General features: G+C 29.7%; 16 protein-coding genes. 5 read left to right on the forward strand and 11 right to left on the reverse strand.

Annotation, left to right across the window (positions count from 1 at the left end; genetic code table 11):
- Positions 1 to 41: 41 nt before the first annotated feature.
- The 5 genes from ACKTTQ_RS16255 to ACKTTQ_RS16275 form a co-directional block, all read right to left on the reverse strand.
- Complete coding sequence (locus ACKTTQ_RS16255) at positions 42 to 821, reverse strand: (Fe-S)-binding protein (RefSeq protein WP_408049808.1); 780 nt, start codon at positions 819 to 821, stop codon at positions 42 to 44.
- 78 nt (positions 822 to 899) lie between these two features.
- Complete coding sequence (locus tag ACKTTQ_RS16260; RefSeq protein ID WP_093870757.1) at positions 900 to 2,216, reverse strand: 4Fe-4S dicluster domain-containing protein; 1,317 nt, start codon at positions 2,214 to 2,216, stop codon at positions 900 to 902.
- A gap of 16 nt (positions 2,217 to 2,232) precedes the next feature.
- The gene (locus ACKTTQ_RS16265; RefSeq protein WP_299136059.1) at positions 2,233 to 2,835 is read right to left on the reverse strand and encodes a carboxymuconolactone decarboxylase family protein; all 603 of its coding nucleotides are present in this window, start codon (positions 2,833 to 2,835) and stop codon (positions 2,233 to 2,235) included.
- A 14-nt stretch (positions 2,836 to 2,849) separates the two neighbouring features.
- Positions 2,850 to 3,809, reverse strand: coding sequence for an MlaD family protein (locus ACKTTQ_RS16270; RefSeq protein WP_093870755.1), 960 nt, complete (start codon positions 3,807 to 3,809; stop codon positions 2,850 to 2,852).
- 65 nt (positions 3,810 to 3,874) lie between these two features.
- Positions 3,875 to 5,101 carry an N-acetylmuramoyl-L-alanine amidase family protein gene (locus ACKTTQ_RS16275; RefSeq protein ID WP_093870754.1) on the reverse strand — a complete coding sequence of 409 codons (1,227 nt, stop codon included), beginning with the start codon at positions 5,099 to 5,101 and terminating at the stop codon, positions 3,875 to 3,877.
- Between the two features lie 92 nt (positions 5,102 to 5,193).
- Between ACKTTQ_RS16275 and ACKTTQ_RS16280 the strand changes: the two genes are divergently transcribed.
- Positions 5,194 to 7,902, forward strand: a complete 2,709-nt coding sequence (locus ACKTTQ_RS16280; RefSeq protein ID WP_299136055.1) for a putative LPS assembly protein LptD — start codon at positions 5,194 to 5,196, stop codon at positions 7,900 to 7,902.
- A 26-nt stretch (positions 7,903 to 7,928) separates the two neighbouring features.
- A complete protein-coding gene (locus ACKTTQ_RS16285) occupies positions 7,929 to 8,309 on the forward strand; it encodes a Rid family detoxifying hydrolase (RefSeq protein WP_093870753.1) in 381 nt (126 codons plus the stop codon).
- A gap of 70 nt (positions 8,310 to 8,379) precedes the next feature.
- Here the strand turns inward: ACKTTQ_RS16285 and gap (ACKTTQ_RS16290) are convergent, their stop codons facing one another.
- The 4 genes from gap (ACKTTQ_RS16290) to ACKTTQ_RS16305 form a co-directional block, all read right to left on the reverse strand.
- Positions 8,380 to 9,372, reverse strand: a complete 993-nt coding sequence (gene gap / locus ACKTTQ_RS16290) for a type I glyceraldehyde-3-phosphate dehydrogenase (RefSeq protein ID WP_093870752.1) — start codon at positions 9,370 to 9,372, stop codon at positions 8,380 to 8,382.
- Between the two features lie 153 nt (positions 9,373 to 9,525).
- Complete coding sequence (gene gap, locus ACKTTQ_RS16295) at positions 9,526 to 10,524, reverse strand: type I glyceraldehyde-3-phosphate dehydrogenase (protein ID WP_113786005.1); 999 nt, start codon at positions 10,522 to 10,524, stop codon at positions 9,526 to 9,528.
- Between the two features lie 9 nt (positions 10,525 to 10,533).
- Positions 10,534 to 11,520, reverse strand: a complete 987-nt coding sequence (gene pfkA / locus ACKTTQ_RS16300) for a 6-phosphofructokinase (protein WP_093870750.1) — start codon at positions 11,518 to 11,520, stop codon at positions 10,534 to 10,536.
- Positions 11,521 to 11,862: 342 nt separating this feature from the next.
- Positions 11,863 to 13,233 carry a tetratricopeptide repeat protein gene (locus ACKTTQ_RS16305; protein ID WP_093870749.1) on the reverse strand — a complete coding sequence of 457 codons (1,371 nt, stop codon included), beginning with the start codon at positions 13,231 to 13,233 and terminating at the stop codon, positions 11,863 to 11,865.
- Positions 13,234 to 13,439: 206 nt separating this feature from the next.
- Between ACKTTQ_RS16305 and ACKTTQ_RS16310 the strand changes: the two genes are divergently transcribed.
- Together ACKTTQ_RS16310 and ACKTTQ_RS16315 are read left to right on the forward strand one after the other, a co-directional pair.
- The gene (locus tag ACKTTQ_RS16310) at positions 13,440 to 13,781 is read left to right on the forward strand and encodes a DUF2853 family protein (protein WP_093870748.1); all 342 of its coding nucleotides are present in this window, start codon (positions 13,440 to 13,442) and stop codon (positions 13,779 to 13,781) included.
- Positions 13,782 to 13,867: 86 nt separating this feature from the next.
- Positions 13,868 to 15,295 carry an L-serine ammonia-lyase gene (locus tag ACKTTQ_RS16315; protein WP_408049809.1) on the forward strand — a complete coding sequence of 476 codons (1,428 nt, stop codon included), beginning with the start codon at positions 13,868 to 13,870 and terminating at the stop codon, positions 15,293 to 15,295.
- A gap of 35 nt (positions 15,296 to 15,330) precedes the next feature.
- Here the strand turns inward: ACKTTQ_RS16315 and yaaA are convergent, their stop codons facing one another.
- A complete protein-coding gene (yaaA, locus tag ACKTTQ_RS16320; protein WP_408049810.1) occupies positions 15,331 to 16,089 on the reverse strand; it encodes a peroxide stress protein YaaA in 759 nt (252 codons plus the stop codon).
- Positions 16,090 to 16,189: 100 nt separating this feature from the next.
- On the reverse strand, positions 16,190 to 16,972 hold the full coding sequence (locus ACKTTQ_RS16325) for an MBL fold metallo-hydrolase (protein ID WP_093870745.1): 783 nt from the start codon (positions 16,970 to 16,972) through the stop codon (positions 16,190 to 16,192).
- 81 nt (positions 16,973 to 17,053) lie between these two features.
- On the opposite strand from ACKTTQ_RS16325, the gene ACKTTQ_RS16330 reads away from it, so the two are divergent.
- Positions 17,054 to 18,496, forward strand: a complete 1,443-nt coding sequence (locus tag ACKTTQ_RS16330; RefSeq protein WP_093870744.1) for a nicotinate-nucleotide adenylyltransferase — start codon at positions 17,054 to 17,056, stop codon at positions 18,494 to 18,496.
- Positions 18,497 to 18,546 lie beyond the last annotated feature (50 nt).

The raw sequence follows: 18,546 nt of genomic DNA on the forward strand, positions 1-18,546 counted from the left end.
ATTTATAAGACAGCCTTTTTTATATTAACGGTTATATATTTTTATAATTTATTTGCTTCAGCAATTAACTCTGCAATGTCTTTAACCTCTATTTGGTTTTCTTTTTCCTTAAACTTAACTCCATCAGTCATCATTGTGTTACAATAAGGACATCCAGTAGCTATTATTTGTGGTTTAGTTTCTAATGCGTCTTCTGTTCTTAGAATATTAATGTCTTTATCACCTTTTTCTGGCTCTTTAAACATTTGTGCTCCACCTGCACCACAACATAATGCTGTAGATTTATGACGCTTCATTTCAGTCATTTTAACTCCTAAACGACGAATTAATTCACGAGGGCTTTCATAAACATCATTTGCTCTTCCTAAATAACAAGGATCATGATATGTTAAACGTTTATTTTTTAAAATCTCATCTTCTATTGATAAGCGACCATCTTTTATTAATTTACTTATATATTGAGTATGATGAAAAACCTCATAATTGCCTCCTAAGCTTGTATATTCATTTTTTAAGGTATTAAATGAATGAGGATCACATGTTACAATAGTTTTAACTTCATAAGCATTCAACACTTCTATATTAGTCATTGCTTGCATTTGAAACAAAAACTCATTTCCAGCTCGTTTAGCTGCGTCACCAGTTGAACTTTCTTCTGTACCTAATACTGCAAAATCAACATTAGCTTGGTGTAATATTTTTACAAAAGCTTTTGTTATTTTCTTTGCTCTATCATCGTAACTTCCAGCTGCTCCTACCCAAAACAACACTTCTGGTTGTTTCCCTTTAGCCATCATATCTGCCATTGTTGGTACGTTCATATTGTAAATTATTAGTTTTTATTATTAATTTTAAATGCTCCTTTTCATTATTATAAAGTTTTTAATTAAGTTAAAACTTTACTCATCTTTCCAATTAAGTCTATCCATTTGACTATACTGCCAAGGTGCTCCATTATTCTCAATATTGGTCATCATCATATTCAACTCTTGAGGAGCCGCTGACTCTTCCATAACTAAATAACGACGCATTTCCATAATAATTGACAATGGATCAATTCCTATAGGACATTCTTGTACACATGCATTACAACTTGTACAAGCCCATAATTCTTCAGGGGAAATATAATCGTTTAATAATTGTTTTCCATCATCTTTGAATGTACCTCCATTCGCATCTATGTTTTTTCCAACCTCTTCTAATCGATCACGAGTATCCATCATTATTTTACGAGGAGATAATTCTTTTCCTGTTAAGTTAGCTGGACAAGACGAAGTACATCTACCACATTCGGTACAAGTATAAGCATTCATTAATTGTACCCAATTTAAATCAGTAACATCTGATGCTCCAAACTTTTCAGGCTCACCTTCTTCTTCTCCTTCTTCAGGCATTGCATAAGGGTCTGCATCAGGATCCATCATCATTTTAACCTCTTTAGTAACAGATTCTACATTTGTAAACTGTCCTTTAGGTTTTAAATTAGCAAAAAATGTATTTGGAAATGCTAATAATATGTGCAAGTGCTTTGAATAGTACAAGTAGTTTAAGAATATTAAAATCCCTACAATATGCAACCACCATGAAACTTTTTCTATAGTGTGTAATTCTTCATGTGAAAAACCATTAAACCAAGGTGCTATAAATTGTGAAATAACATTTCCAGTTCCTGCTTCTTGAAAAGCAACATCAGTTGCGTTCATTATTAAAAATAATGACATTAAAACCATTTCAAAATATAGAATGATATTCCCATCATTCTTTGGCCATCCTTTCATTTCCTTACTCCAGAAACGCTTTACCTTTTCAATATTTCTACGGAACCAAAAAACAATAACAGCAACAAAAACTAAAAGTGCTAAAACCTCAAAATTCCCAATTAAAAAACCATATACAGTATCACCCAATATTGGTTGAAAAACACGATGCGTTCCAAATAATCCATCGATAACTATTTCAAGCATTTCAATGTTAATCAGAATAAACCCTACATAAACTACTACGTGTAAAATTCCTGATACAGGTCGGCGAACCATTTTATATTGACCTAAAGCTATTTTAGCCATATTTTTCCATCGCTCTGGTTTTCTATCAGTTCTGTCAATATCTTTACCTAATTTAATATTTCTGATCAGCTTTCGAACATTCATTACAAAATATCCTATACCTGCTATTAAAATAATTGCAAAAAAGATGTTTGGTACGTAATTTTCCATGTATTATTTGTTAGTTTTATTGATGATTCCAATTATCGTCTTCAGAGCTGTTAGGTGATAAACCTAAAACATCTCCTTTTGTAGAAACTCCTAGTCCTAAAACCGTTCTATTAGCATAATTAAAATAGCTAACCACTTGATTTATTTCAAGAATTTCTCCATCAGTTAATCCTTTCTTTCTCAGTTTTTCTATATGTTCTTCTATTAACTTATTAGGTTCTAAAGTCAATTTCTCAGCATATTTTAATCCTTCAATATACTTATGATCTAGAATAGACTCATAATTATTTAACTCAAGTTGTTTTCTTATAGAGTCAGATTTTTCGTCGTCCTTTAATAACTTTTTCAATCCTAAAAAATGATGCTCAATACAGTAATCACACTTATTTAATATACTAACATAAACTCCTAGTGTTTCTAAATACCATTTAGGAAGTGTATTATTACTATTATGTAGTACGTTTTTATACAATGACATATGACCTACCATTGTATGTGGTCTTAAGCCATGAATTAACATAATGTTGTCTACATTATTATTAGGTCCTGTTACTTTTGAATATAACCTTTTTAATTTTCCTTGCGCTTCATTAAACGAAATTATTTTAATCCAACTCATTAAAAAGATAATATTTATTTAGTATTACTTATATTTTTCTTATTTTTTTCTTTATTAAATGGCTTAGCTTTTTTTCCAAATAATGAAAAATGTACAAATCGTTTTGGATTTAATTTTAACTCACGTAACAACTCTTCCATTTCTTTAGAAGCGTTTGTTAAGTTAGTATACATTTTTTCATCTGTCATTAATTTACCAAGAGTTCCTTTACCACTTTTAACATTTGATAAAATAACATTAGCACTGGCTAATACCGTTTCAAGCTTCTTTACCGTTTGTGAAAGATTAGCTTTAGCTAATTCTTCAGACACTTTAGAAAAATTATCTGTTATTTTTTTAGCATTATTTAGAGTAGAATCTAAATTTGATCTATTACTAGTTACTAAGTGATTTACTGAAGCTAAAGTTTTTCGAACATCAGAAATAGTTCCTTCAAGTCCTAAAATACTTCTATTTAAACTTTCTCTTGACTTAGTATTAAGAACTTGATTTAAAGCATTTACCAAGGTATCAACACCAACCAATGTACTTTCTATTTTAGGGCTTAACTTTTCACTTAAAGAAGCTATAAGGTCTGACTCTACTTTTCCTTTTAGAAAATCTCCAGTTTTTGCTTCTTCGCCATCATAAAATGGTACAATAGCTAAATTTTGCCCCCCCATTAAACCAGCTGAATAAATCTTGGCGATACTATTTTTAGAAAATTTAAATTTATTTTCAAGAAAAATTTTAACAACTATTTTTCCTTTTCTTTCAGGATTAGAGCTAAAGTTTATTTCTGCAACTTTACCTACTTTTAATCCATTTATGGTTACTAAACTAGCTTGATTTAGTCCATTTATATTATCATATTCAACATAAAAATGTCTTGCATTTGGGCTAAAAAGATCTTGTCCTTTTAAAAAATTATACCCCCATACAAATAATGCTATGATTACAACTGCTACAATTCCTGTTTTTAACTCCTTAGACATCTAAAAAAATTATTACAAGCGAAAATAACAATTATTTTGGAGTTATTGGGCAGTTAGTATTTAATTTACTTTGTTTTTAATGCTTCTTTTATTGAAATCTTTTTTCCTCCTTTGAAGGCTACAACAAAAGCATCTTTATGTCCTGCCTTTCTTGCTTCAGACAAAAACTTTTTAATCTCTTGAAAAACAACAGTATTACCATAATAATATTTATAATACCCATCAATAAATAATGATTTTACGTTTCTCAATCCTTTTAAATTAAAATTATTTTTTGTTAGACTTCTTTTAGAAGCTGCAATTTGAACTTTAAACTCTATTAAAGATTTATTTATCTTTTGCTTTTTTACAACAATATTTTGAGTTTTCTTTTTATCTTTTTTAACTTTCTTTTTTGGTGTAACTATTTTTTTAGTAACTATTTCTTTTGGTGCTGGCTTCTTTTTAGCTACAATTTCTTTTTTAGTTTTTTCAACAATTACAGGTAGACTACCCCCAACTGTATTAATTTTTAATTGATTAACGTACTTCTTTATTGCATCAGCAATGGCTTTTGCCATTTTTATTTGACCTCTTCTAGTATTTAAAAAACGGCCTTCAGCTTTATTAGTTAAAAAACCAAGTTCTACCAAAACACTAGGCATAATCGTTTCTCTTAATACTAAAAAGTTATCTTGTTTTACTTTCCTGTCAAACCTTTTTAAATTAGAAAAATTAGATTGAATATGACCAGCTATCGCTAAACTATTATCTAAGTTTTTTTCTTGTAACACTGATAAACCGATTAGTGATTCAGGAGAGTTTGGATTATAGTCATAATTTTGTTCGTAATTATCTTCGTATAAAATAGAAGCATTTTCTCTTTTTGCTATTTCTAAATTTCCGCTATTACCTCTTAATCCTAAAACAAAAGTTCCTGCTCCATGTGCTCTATCTTTAGAATATGAATCACAATGAATAGAAACAAATAAATCTGCTTTTTTGTTATTTGCTATTTTCGCCCTGTTATGTAACTCTACAAAAACGTCTTTTTTTCGGGTAAAAACAACTTTTATATCTCTAGATGTTAGTAATTCTTTACCTACATCTAACGCAACACGTAGTGCTATATTTTTTTCTCTATATCCGTTACCTAGATTACCTGGATCTTTCCCTCCATGCCCAGCATCAAGAACAACAACATACTTCTTTTGAGCGTTTACCGATGTAACGCACGTAAAAAAAGTAATTCCTATAAAAAATATAAAAGTTAAATTTTTGATATTATTTTTGGTGAATTTTAAGATTTTCATCAATAAATTTTAAGTAATTTTGACATTTAAAATTTGTTAACGCAAATAGTAAGCCATATATTTAATTAAACACAAAAATAGTATTTAATATATTGAAAACAAATCTAACTTACATACTTTTAGCTTTCTACCTTTTTTGTTTTCAATTAAGTAACGCTCAAGAATTTGGTAAAAAAGGGATTAGCTCTCAGAAACCTCAACAAAAAAAGGAGTTAAAAATTTCTAAAGACACTCTTTTTAATGTCAAAAAAGAAAGTAAATTAAAAAAAATCAAAGACTCAACCGTTACTGATTCAATAAAACCCAAAGAGGTTATTGATGGTATTATTACCCATGACGCTGAAGATTACACAATACAAAATGCAAAAAACAGAACTGTAACTTTATACAATAAAGCTAGAGTTACATACACCGATATAGATTTAAAAGCTGGTATTATTATTTTAGATTACAAGAAAAACACTTTGTACGCTAAAGGTATAAAAGATAGTTTAGGCTACCATCAAAGACCTGTTTTTAAACAAGGAGATCAAGAAAGTGAACAAGACTCTATCCTTTTTAATTTTAAAACAAAAAAGGCATTAGTTTATGGAGTTAAAACTGTTCAAAGTGGTATAATTACTTATGGTGAAAAAACCAAACGGGTTAATGATTCAACGGTTTTTATGCGTAAACTTCGCTTTACAACTTCTAAAAAGAAAAATCCTGATTTTTATATTGCTACAAATAAAGCAAAGCTAGTACCTGGTAAAAAAATTATAGTTGGAGGAAGTCATTTAGTAATAGCAGACGTTCCAACTCCTTTATTTTTACCTTTTGCATATTTCCCTTTAGCAGATAAACGTTCTTCAGGATTTATTATTCCATCTTATGGTGAACGTTCTAACCAAGGGTTCTTTTTATCTAATGGAGGATATTATTTTGCTTTAAGTGATTATTTTGACTTAACTCTTTTAGGTGATATATATACTAATGGTAGTTGGGGACTTAGCAGTGACTCTGATTATTACGTACGCTACAAATTCAGTGGTAATTTCAGTGTTAGATTTGAAAATATTATTGAAGGAGTTAGAGGTTTAACTGGCTATAGTAAACGATCTAATTTCAATATTAGATGGAACCATAGTCAAGATTCAAAATCGAGTCCAAATTCTCGATTTTCAGCTTCTGTTAATGTTGGTAGTAGTCAATATTACAATCAATCTATTAACGAGTTAAATAACTCTCAACGATTAACAAACACTTTAAGTTCTTCTATATCATATTTTAAAAACTTTGTTGGTACTCCTTTTAATATGAATGTTACAGCTACACATTCTCAAAACACCAACAATAATTCTATTACTATGACACTTCCTTCACTACAAGTAAACATGGATAGAATTTATCCTTTTACTGGTAAAGGTGGTTTAAAAGATAACCCAATTCAAAAAATGGGAATTGGTTATAGTATGAGTGGAGAATATAGAATTAACACTACAGATGCAGAGTTTTTTAAACCTATGATGTTTAAAAAAGCAAATGCCGGAATTCAACATAACACAAGTGCAAATACTAATATAAAAGCTTTTAAATATTTTACTTTATCACCAAGTGTAAATTATAAAGATGTTTGGTATTTTAGAAAAATTAATAAACGTTTTGACCCTAATATACGTAACTCAAATGGTAATCAAGGTGCAGTTGTTAATGATACTATAAGTGGATTTAATCGTTTTAATGATTATAATTTTGGAGTTTCACTTTCTACTAATGTATATGGTACTTTTAACTTTAAAAAAGGAAGATTAAAAGCTATTAGACATACGTTTAGACCTTCAATTTCTTATGGTTACCGACCAGATTTTGCTAGAAATCATAACTTACAAGTACAACAAAGTAGCAACCCTAACGACTTATTAACTTACTCTCCTTTTGAGGGAGGGATTTATGGAACTCCAGCAAGCGGTGTATCAAATTCAATAGGTATTTCTTTAAACAATGTATTAGAAGCTAAAGTAGCCCCCAAAGATCCTGACAGTGATGAAGAAGACCAAAAAATTACTATTTTAAATAACTTGAATTTTAGTAGTAGCTATAATATTGCCGCCGATAGTTTACGCTGGAGCCCAGTACAAGCTAGTGCAGGTACTCGTCTTTTTAAAGATAAATTAGCAGTAAACCTTAACGCTACTCTAAACCCATATCAAGTAGACAGCAAGGGGAATTTAATTGACAAATTTAATTCTGATATATTTAGAATTACAAATGTTGGAATTAGTGCAAACTATTCTATTTCTAGTAGAGATTTTGACAAAAAAGAAGAAAAAAAAGGTGAAAATAAATCTGGAAATGGTGCTCAAAACACTCCTGATGTTTTTGGAGAAAACCTTCCCGCTACAAATGATTTCAGTTCTAACCCTAGCAATACTCAAAACAATTTAAATTCTGAAAATACTACAAAAAAAGCTAACTTATATAAAGCAAACATTCCTTGGAATCTTAATATAGTATATGCCGTTAATTACAGTAATAATGGTATAGTTAGTGGTATTGGGAATAATTCATTAATGTTTAGCGGTAATGTGGAATTATCTCCTAAATGGAAAGTAGGAATCAATTCTGGTTATGACATAAAAAGAAATGCCTTTACTAATACCACATTAAGATTTGCTAGAGATTTAGATAGTTGGAATTTTAATTTTTCTTGGACTCCTTTCGGTCAATTTGCTTCTTACAACTTTTTTATTGGTGTTAAGTCATCTGTATTAAGAGACTTAAAATGGGACAAAAACAAACCACCAGATAGGGTATTATTTTAAAACTAAACAAACACACATATAATTTCATGAAAAAAATAATAACAACAAGTAAAGCCCCAGCTCCTATTGGCCCATACAATCAAGCAGTATTAAGTGGAAACACCTTATATACATCAGGTCAAATAGCTTTCAATCCAGAAACTGGCGAACTAGTTTTAGATTCTATTGAACTAGAAACTAAACAAGTAATGGAAAATATGAGAGAAGTGTTAACTGCTGCTGAAATGACTTTTGAAAATGTTGTAAAAACATCAATTTTTATTTCAGACATGAACAATTTCTCTAAAATTAACGAAGTGTATGCTACTTATTTCAATGAAGAAACTGCACCTGCAAGAGAAACAGTAGAAGTAGCTAATTTACCTAAATTTGTAAATGTAGAAATCAGTATGATTGCTATAAAATAATTACAGTTAAAATAAAAAAACTCCCTTCAAATAAGGGAGTTTTTTTTTATTTTAATACTTTCTTTAAAACTTATAGTAATGCAGAATACTCTAATAAATCTACTATTTTAGTAGCGTATCCAAATTCATTATCATACCATGATATCACTTTAAAAAAGTTTTCATTTAACTCTAAGCATGCATCAGCATCAATAACAGAAGTTCTAGGTTCAGAAACAAAATCTTGAGAAACTACTTCATCTTCGGTATAACCGATAATTCCTTTAAAATCTCCTTCAGAAGCTTCTTTTAAAGCTTTTAAAATATCTTTTAATGAGGTTGCTTTTTCTGTTCTAAAAGTTAAATCTACTAAAGATACATCAGCTACAGGAACTCTTACTGCCATTCCTGTTAACTTTCCCTTTAATTCTGGTATTACTTTAGTTACTGCTTTTGCTGCTCCAGTAGTTGTTGGTATTATATTATTAACAACTGACCTACCTCTACGCCATTTTTTATTAGGTCCATCAACAACATTCTGAGTTGAAGTTGCAGCATGAACGGTAGTCATTAAACCTTCTTTTAACCCAAAATTATCATTAATTACTTTTGTTAAAGGAGCTAAACAATTTGTAGTGCATGAGGCATTTGAAAAAACAATTTCATCATTGGTTAAATCAGCATGATTTACTCCCATAACATACATATTAGCATCTTTGGATGGCGCTGATATAATAACCTTTTTTGCTCCTCCTTTAATATGCAACATTGCTTTATCTTTATCTGTAAAAAAACCTGTTGATTCAATTACATAATCAGCCTCTACTTCATCCCATTTTAAATTTTCAGGGTTTCTATCAGCTGTTACACGAATAACTTTATTATTAACTATTAAATTACCGTCTTTAACCTCAACAGTTCCATTAAAACGACCATGAACTGAATCATATTTTAACAAATATGCTAAATAATCTATATCTAATAAATCATTTATTGCCACTACTTGAATATTATCTCTTTGAACGGCAGAACGGAACGCTAACCTTCCTATTCTTCCGAATCCATTAATTCCAATTTTTATCATTCTACTTTATTTATCTATTCACTTAAAAACAAAGTGAAAAGTTTTTTTAAAATTCTTTTGCTTTTAACTATTACAAATATAAAGCTTATAAAAATAAAAAAACTGATAGGAGTTAAATTCCTATCAGTTTTTAATAAAAGATTTAATAATACTTTATAAAGATGCAGAATACTCTACTAAATCAACTATTTTAGTTGAATATCCTATCTCATTATCATACCAAGAGATTATTTTTACAAAATTATCTGATAAAGCTATCCCTGCATTTGCGTCAAAAATAGAAGTTCTAGTATCACCTACAAAATCTTGAGAAACCACCATTTCTTCTGTGTACCCTAAAACACCTTTCATTTCATTTTCAGATGCCTTTAACATTGTTTTTTTAATATCATTATAACTTGCTTCTTTTTTTAACCTAACAGTTAAATCTACCACTGAAACATCCATTGTAGGAACTCTAAAAGCCATTCCTGTAAGTTTCCCTGACAGTTCTGGTATCACCTTCCCTACTGCTTTTGCAGCACCTGTAGACGAAGGTATTATATTATGCATTGCAGCTCTTCCACCTCTCCAATCTTTTAAAGAAGGTCCATCAACTGTTCTTTGTGTAGCAGTTGAAGCATGTACCGTAGTCATTAACCCTTCTTCTATTCCAAAATTATCATTTAATACCTTAGCTACTGGAGACAAACAATTTGTAGTACATGATGCATTTGAAAAAATAGTATCAGTTTTTTTTAATTCTTTATTATTCACCCCCATTACAAACATTGGAGCATCTGGAGATGGTGCAGAAATAACTACTTTTTTAGCACCTCCTGTAATGTGCATTTTTGCTTTTTCTTTTAATGTAAAGAAACCTGTACTTTCAATAACATATTCTGCATCGACTTCATTCCATTTTAAATTTTCAGGATTACGTTCAGCAGTTGTTCTAATATGATTTCCATTAACAATTAATTTATTGTCAACAACCTCTACAGTACCGTCAAAATCTCCATGAACTGAATCATGTTTAAGCATGTATGCTAAATAATTTACATCTTCAATTAAATCATTTATAGCCACTACTTGTACATTTGTCCGTTTTACTGCAGATCTAAATGCTAATCTACCTATTCTACCGAATCCGTTAATCCCTATTTTTATCATAATATTTATTTAAGTCGTCATAATATCAGAAACTCGCAGGAGTTCCATATCTATATTTTGTATCCCTTTTATTGCTTTTTCTAAATCAGTTGCTATTACTTCATTGTTTTTTAAACCAACCATTAAGTTTGAATTACCATCTATTAAGAGCTCCACTGCCTTTACTCCTAACCTACTTGCTAAAACTCTATCAAAACAAGTTGGAGACCCTCCTCGTTGCATATGACCAAGCACAGAAACTCTTACTTCATATTCTGGTAAGTTCTCTTCAACATAATTAGCTAATTCATATACGTTTTTACCAGATTTATCTCCTTCAGCTACAACCACAATGCTTGATGACTTTCCAGATCTTTTACTCTTCTTAAGAGACTCAAGCATTCTATCTAGTCCTAAATCTTCTTCTGGAATTAATATTTCTTCTGCTCCAGCTCCAACTCCAGCATTTAAAGCAATAAACCCAGCATCTCTTCCCATTACCTCTACAAAAAATAATCGATCATGAGATGATGCTGTATCTCTTATTTTATCAATAGCATCCATTGCTGTATTTAAAGCTGTATCATATCCCAACGTGTGTGATGTTCCATGAATATCGTTATCAATTGTTCCTGGTATACCAATTACAGGGAAATTATACTCCTTATTAAAAACAACTCCTCCTGTAAAGGAACCATCTCCACCTATCACCACTAATGCATCAATATTATGCTCTAATAAGTTTTCATGAGCCTTTTTCCTACCGTCAACAGTCATAAATTCTTTTGACCGAGCTGATTTCAAAATAGTTCCTCCTTTATGAATTATATTATTCACGCTTCTAGCTGTCATTAATGTAAAGTCTCCTTCAATCATTCCTTGATAACCTCTATAAACTCCTACACATTCCGTTCTGTAATAAGCACAAGCCCTAACTACTGACCTTATTGCTGCGTTCATTCCTGGAGAATCTCCTCCAGAAGTCATTACTGCTATTTTTTTTATTCTTTTTGCCATAAAATTATAGTATCAAATCTAGTTGTTTTTTAGAGCGGTTCAACAAAAAAAAACGAAACCGTTTTCGGTTTTAGTTGTTAAAAACACACTATTTTATATTAAATATTTAAGTATAAATTTAAAAAAGAAAAATTAATTTTTCTTCTTATTAATCTGTTAAAATAAATTATAATAGTTACTGATCATTTTTAATAGTCCCTTTTTAGCTTTAGTTTATTTTTTAAACTATTAAATAAAGTATTTTATCTTCATATTCTAATTGAAATAAAAAAAGGCACAAAAAAACCCTTTATCTATTTACGAAAAAGGGAATATTAAACTTTACTATTTAAAAGAATGAAACTACTTAACTACTCTTTTAAAATTATTTATTATTTCTTTTACCTTTATGTTTTGAAAAACTGTCGGGTACAATTCTTTGATTATAAAATTATATTCATAATCTATAGCTAACGCGTTTTTTAAATGTGTTAAACTGTACTCTTCTTTATCTAGAATCATAAACAAACCACATAAACGATATTCTATTTCAGCAAATTCTTTATATATTTTTTTAGCTTTAATCAACACAACCAATGCATCATTAAAATCACCTAAAAACAATAAAATATCTGCTAGAGCTACATATATTTCAATTTCTTTATCACCTAAATCTATACATTTGTAAAAAGCTTTTACTGCTTCTTCATAAAAATTTAGTTTCAAATTTATATCTCCATATTTCCTCCAATAAAGTGCATTTTCTTCATCTATTTGAATTGCTTTATTTACATAATATAAAGATTTAGGATAATTTTTATTAGTATAACATGCATTAGTTAACATCATCCATCCTCTATCTAATAAAGGGTCTTCATGAACAGCCTTTTTATAAAAATGAATTGCTGTAGAAACGTTCCCTAATTTCTCATAACATTCACCAATTCTTATATATGCGTATGCAGTTGGATCATCTAACTCTAATGTTATTAAATAATTATCGATTGCATCTTCATATTTCTCAAGCTTTTCAAGCGTTTTAGCTTTTTCTAAATACCCACCTATAAAAGCTTCATCAATAATAACAGCATAATCAAAAGACTCTAAAGCTTTATTATACATCTTAATTTCAAAATATTGCCTTCCTAATTGATGCCAAGCAACTTCACTGTATGGGTTTTTATCTATATAACTATTTAAAAACTTTATTGCTTCTTCACTATTTTGTTCCATTTCAAAACAATAAACAATATTATAAAGTGATGAATAATCTTCATAGTCAACATCAATACACTTAGCAAAATTTAAACGAGCATTTTCATAATCATCTAAATATAGATACTCCATCCCCATCATAGACCAAATATCTTCAGGGCCTTCAACATATTCTAAAGACTCTTTTAAAACCTCTATTGCTTCTTTGTGTTTATTTTTTTTAGATAAAATCGTGGCTTTTTGTATAAATACTTCATCATTGTGAGGCTCAACAGCTTCAATCTCTCCTAATAGTTGAATTGCTGACGGTAGTTCTCCATCAAAAATCAACAATTCTACTTGCATTAGTTTTAATTGGATTGAACTAGGGTGCTGTTCTAAACCTAACTTCACTGCTTTTTTTGCCAATGAGTGTTTACCAATGTTTAAATAATGTTCTATAATATACTCAAACTCTGTAGCATCGAAAAAATAAACGCTATTTGTTTTTAACATGGATTCAAATTTTGATACAGGCATAGGCTTTTGATTTGAATTATATATAAATTTACAACAACAACAATGCCTAAAAACGTTTGTTTACTTTTATTGTTAACAAAATAATTAACAATTATAACTGCTAAACATAATACCCTAAACTAATTTGAAACAATAAATTATTTTTCTATATTTGAATGGATTAAAAATTCAAACAGAATAAAAATTTAATTTTCAAACAAAAAATCATGAGTAAATTTGACGAAAAAGTAGAATTGTATAAAAAATTTATGGACGACAGAGACATTCGTTCAAATACTGATTTATTAAAAGCAGTTACAAAAGGATTAGGTCCTTCTATTTATAAAAAAGATGCAGAAACTGTATCTGGTTCTGATGCAAAAGAATTAGAAACAGTAAAAAAGAACTTTTTGATAAAAAAATTAGGTTTAGCTGATGGTCCAAAATTAGACGAAGCAATCAATGAAGTTATGGAACGAATTGGAAAATCTGAAAGAAATAAATACCGTGCTGTAGTATACTACATGCTAACAAAGAAATTTGACAAAGAATCTGTTTACGGAATGTAATATTTTTTCTTTTTTAAAAAATAGATCCTGCGTTAGTATTAATGCAGGATTTTTTTATTTTAGCCCGTTACAAACAACTAATTACTATGTCACAATTTATTAGCGTTTTTGATATGTTAAAAATTGGTGTAGGGCCTTCAAGCTCGCACACCTTAGGTCCATGGAGAGCTGCTCAACAATGGATTCAAAAACTAAAAAAAGACGAACTTATAGAAACCGTTTCCTCTATAAAAGTTGATCTTTACGGGTCTTTATCTTTAACAGGAAAAGGACATGCTACTGATTTAGCTGTTCTATTAGGTTTAAGTGGAACTGATCCTGAATATATCCCTATTGATAATATAGAACATATTATCTCTGAAATAAAGCAAACTAACACCCTTAATTTCAACGCTGAAAAAGTTTTAAATTTCTCAATTAACCAAGTCATTTTCAACAAAGACTTTTTACCTTTTCACTCTAATGGTTTAACTTTCAGAGCTTTTTCTAAAGAAAAAAATGAAATATCTAGTGAGACTTATTATTCTATAGGTGGTGGCTTTGTTATTCAAGAAGAAGTTAAAACTTCAACCACTACTGAGATTAACAAACAAAACTTCCCTTTCCCTATAAACAGAGCCTCTGAGCTAGAAGATTATTGTAATTCAAAAAACAAAAAAATCTCTGAAATTGTTTTACAAAACGAATTAGTTTTAAAAACTGAAGAAGAAATTGACTCTGAATTATTACGTATTTGGAACACAATGCTTGAGTGTATGTATATTGGTTGCCACACTAAGGGTACATTACCTGGAGGTTTAAATGTAAAAAGAAGAGCGTTTGAAACTCATAAAAAGTTAATTAAGGAGGCTGCTTATACAAATAAAAATGAATGGATTACTGCTATAAGAAGTACAGAAGTTAAGTTTAGAGAAATTTTAAAATGGGTTAGTTGTTGTGCATTGGCTGTTAATGAAGTAAATGCCTCTCTAGGAAGAGTTGTTACTGCTCCAACAAATGGAAGCGCTGGAGTTATACCTTCAGTTTTAATGTATTACTTAGTTATAGAAAATCATAATGCTGACTTTGAACACATCAAAAAATTCTTACTAGTTGCTGGTGAAATTGGAAGTGTATTTAAGAAAAACGCTACTATATCTGCAGCAATGGGAGGCTGTCAGGCTGAAATTGGAGTTTCATCTGCAATGGCTGCTGGAGCCCTTACTGAGCTTTTAGGAGGTACTCCATCTCAATGTTTAGTAGCCGCAGAAATAGCTATGGAACATCACCTTGGTTTAACTTGTGATCCTATTGGTGGTTTAGTTCAAATTCCTTGTATTGAACGTAATGCTATGGGAGCTATAAAAGCAATAAATGCCGCTGAATTAGCTTTAGAAACTAATCCTGAAGACTCTTTAGTTCCTTTAGATAAAGTTATAGACACCATGTGGGAAACCGCTAAAGACATGAATAGAAATTACAAAGAAACTTCTGAAGGAGGTTTGGCTATTACTGTTGGTTTAGCTGATTGTTAAAAATAAAAAAGCACTCTTAGAAAGAGTGCTTTTTTCTACCTTGTAAAAACTAAATCTGTTTTTGTAGACATTTCTTCAGAAAAACCATATCCATCTACATTAAACCCTTTCAACTCTTCTAATGTTTCAACATCATTCTCTATTATATAGCGCACCATTAGTCCTCTAGCTTTTTTTGCGTATGTCATGATAGTTTTATATTGACCATTTTTAAAATCTTTAAAAACTGGAGTTATCATAGGTACTTTCAATACTTTTTTAGGCACTGCTTTAAAATATTCAGAACTTGCCAAATTTATTAATAACTCATCATTATCTAATTCTTCATTTAGTGAATTTGCTAATTGGTCATCCCAAAATTTATATAAATTATCTGCTCTTCCTACTTTTAATCTAGTTCCCATTTCTAACCTATACGGCTGAATTAAATCAAGAGGTTTTAGTAAACCATATAATCCAGACAAAACTCTTAGTTTATCTTGTAAAATAGGCACTTTTATTTCTGGTAAAGTAACAACATCTACCCCTCTAAAAACTTCACCTGTAAAAGCATAAATAGCCTGTTTAGCATTTTCTAATGTAAAAGGAAGCTCCCATTCTTGGTTTCTTTCATAATTTAACATTGCCAAATCATCAGATATTTTCATTAATTCTGATATTTTTTTCTTTGATAATGTTCTTAGTTTTTTATTTAATTTTTCTGATTTATCTAAAAATCTAGGCTCTGAATATAAGCTTGTTGTTGCTTTTGTTTCAAAGTCTAACGATTTAGCAGGTGATATTATAATTTTCATTGGTAACTATCTTTTTACAGTTCTTAAAGGTATAAATGTTTACAAACTAAATGTTGTTTTTGTACTAATTAAATTTTATTCCTTTATCATTAAAATCTATCTATTCACTAACATTTAATCCATCATATGCTAAGAACACATTATTAGGTAATTCTTTCTCTACTTCTTCATGAAACCCTAACAGCTCGCTTATATGAGTTAAATATGCTTTTTTAGGTTTCAATTCTTTAATAAAAGCTAATGCCTCTTCTATATTGAAATGTGTTGCATGTGGTTCTTTTCTTAATCCAGTTACTATTAAAACATCTAAGTTTTGTAGTTTTATTTTTTCTTCAATAGAAATAGTTTTAATATCTGTGATATAAGCTATATTATCAAAACGATACCCTAAAATAGGTAAACTTCCATGTAAAACTTCTACAGGTGTAACCGTAACCTCATTTAATTCAAATACTTTTTTATGAGAAACAGGAATTACCTCAACCGTTGGTGCACTTGGATATTTATTTTCAGTAACAAAAACATAATCGTACCTTTTTTGCAATGCTTTAAGCACTCTATCTGTTACATATATAGGTACTTTTCCCATTCGAAATCCAAAAGGTCTTATATCATCAAATCCAGCAATATGATCAGAATGTTCATGAGTAAATAATATTCCATTTATTGATTGAACATTTTCACGAATCATTTGTTGTCGGAAATCTGGTCCACAATCAATAACATAGTTAACATTATCCCAAGAAATCATTATTGATGACCTCAACCTTTTATCTCTAAAATCTTTTGAAAACGCTACAGGGTGGTTACTTGTAATCATTGGAACACCTGTTGAAGTGCCTGTTCCTAAAAAAGTTACTTTTATTTGTTTTTTTTTACTCATGGTTAACACAAAAATACGATAAAAATTGACTGATAGTTTCAATTTTCAGTACATTTGCTTCACGTAACAAAAAATAACAAAATGGCAATTACGTTAAAGGGAGATCAAAAAATAAACACGGTTCAAACTACCAAAACTAAAGCTTTAAAAATCAATTTAAATGCTCATATTTATGGTACTTTTGCCGAAATTGGAGCAGGACAAGAAACTGTTCGTAATTTTTTCAGAGCTGGTGGTGCTTCTGGTACAATTGCAAAAGCAATGAGTGCTTATGATAAAGATTTCTCTGATGCTATTTATGGTATTGAAAAAGATAATCGATATGTTACGGAAGCTAGATTAAAAAAAATGCTTAGGCATGAGATGGATTTAATTGAAGAACGTTTAGATCGTCAAAAACATCCAGATAAACTTTTTTTTAGTTATGCAAATACCGTAGCTACTATAAACTTTTCTAAAAAATTTAAAGGACATGGCTGGGTTGGTATCCGTTTTCAACTTGATCCTTTAGAAGACTATAACGAAATCGTTTTGCATTTACGTTTTAAAGAAACTGATGCAAGATTACAACAAGAAACTCTAGGTGTTTTAGGTGTAAACTTAGTTTATGGAGCTTTTTACTTAAATGACAACCCTAAAGAACTACTTAAATCTTTTTATGACAATATAGATAAAGATCGTTTAGAAATTGATATGATCAACTTTTCTGGACCAAGGTTTATGTATGTTGATAATCGATTAATGAGTTTACAATTAGTTAAAAACGGTATGACTAACGCCGTAATGTTTGACTCTGATGGTAACAATTTATTACCTGCTCAAGTATTATACAAACGTAACATACTTGCTCTACGTGGTAGCTTTAGACCTGTAACTAAAGTAAATATGGATATGTTCCAAAAGTCTAAAGAATTATTTTTAGCCGAAAAGAAAGTAGATCCTGAGAAAACTCAAATAATTTTTGAAATTACCTTAAGTAACCTTAAAGCTGAAGGGAAAATTAATGAGCGTGACTTTTTAGACAGAGCTGAATTATTATGTTCACTTGGTCAAAACGTAATGATTACCGATTATCAAGAATATTTCAAGTTGGTTGAATATTTTAGTGAATTTACCAAAGAACGTATGGCTTTAGCTATGGGAGTAAACAACCTTATTCAAATTTTTGACGAGAAGTACTACCGAAGTTTAAGTGGTGGAATTCTTGAAGCATTTGGTAAACTTTTTTATAGAGATTTAAAAGTTTATATGTATCCTTATAAAGAAGAAGAATCAGGTGAATATATAACAAGTGAAAACTTAAAAGTTCACCCACGTGTAAAAGAACTTTATAAGTTCTTCAAATCAAATGGTAAACTAGTAGACATTAAAGGGTTTAACCCTGAAATTCTAAGTATCTTTTCTCGTAAAGTTTTAAAAATGATAAAAGAAGACGAAGAAGGTTGGCAAGAAATGCTTCCGAAAGGAGTTTCTGAAACCATTAAAGAAAAACGCTTGTTTGGTTTCTTCAAAAAAAGAAAATAAAATTTCGTATTTAAATTAAACCTTTTAATAAATTTATGGTCTAACAGCTA

This window comes from Tenacibaculum halocynthiae (assembly GCF_964512825.1).
Classification (GTDB): Bacteria; Bacteroidota; Bacteroidia; order Flavobacteriales; family Flavobacteriaceae; genus Polaribacter; species Polaribacter halocynthiae.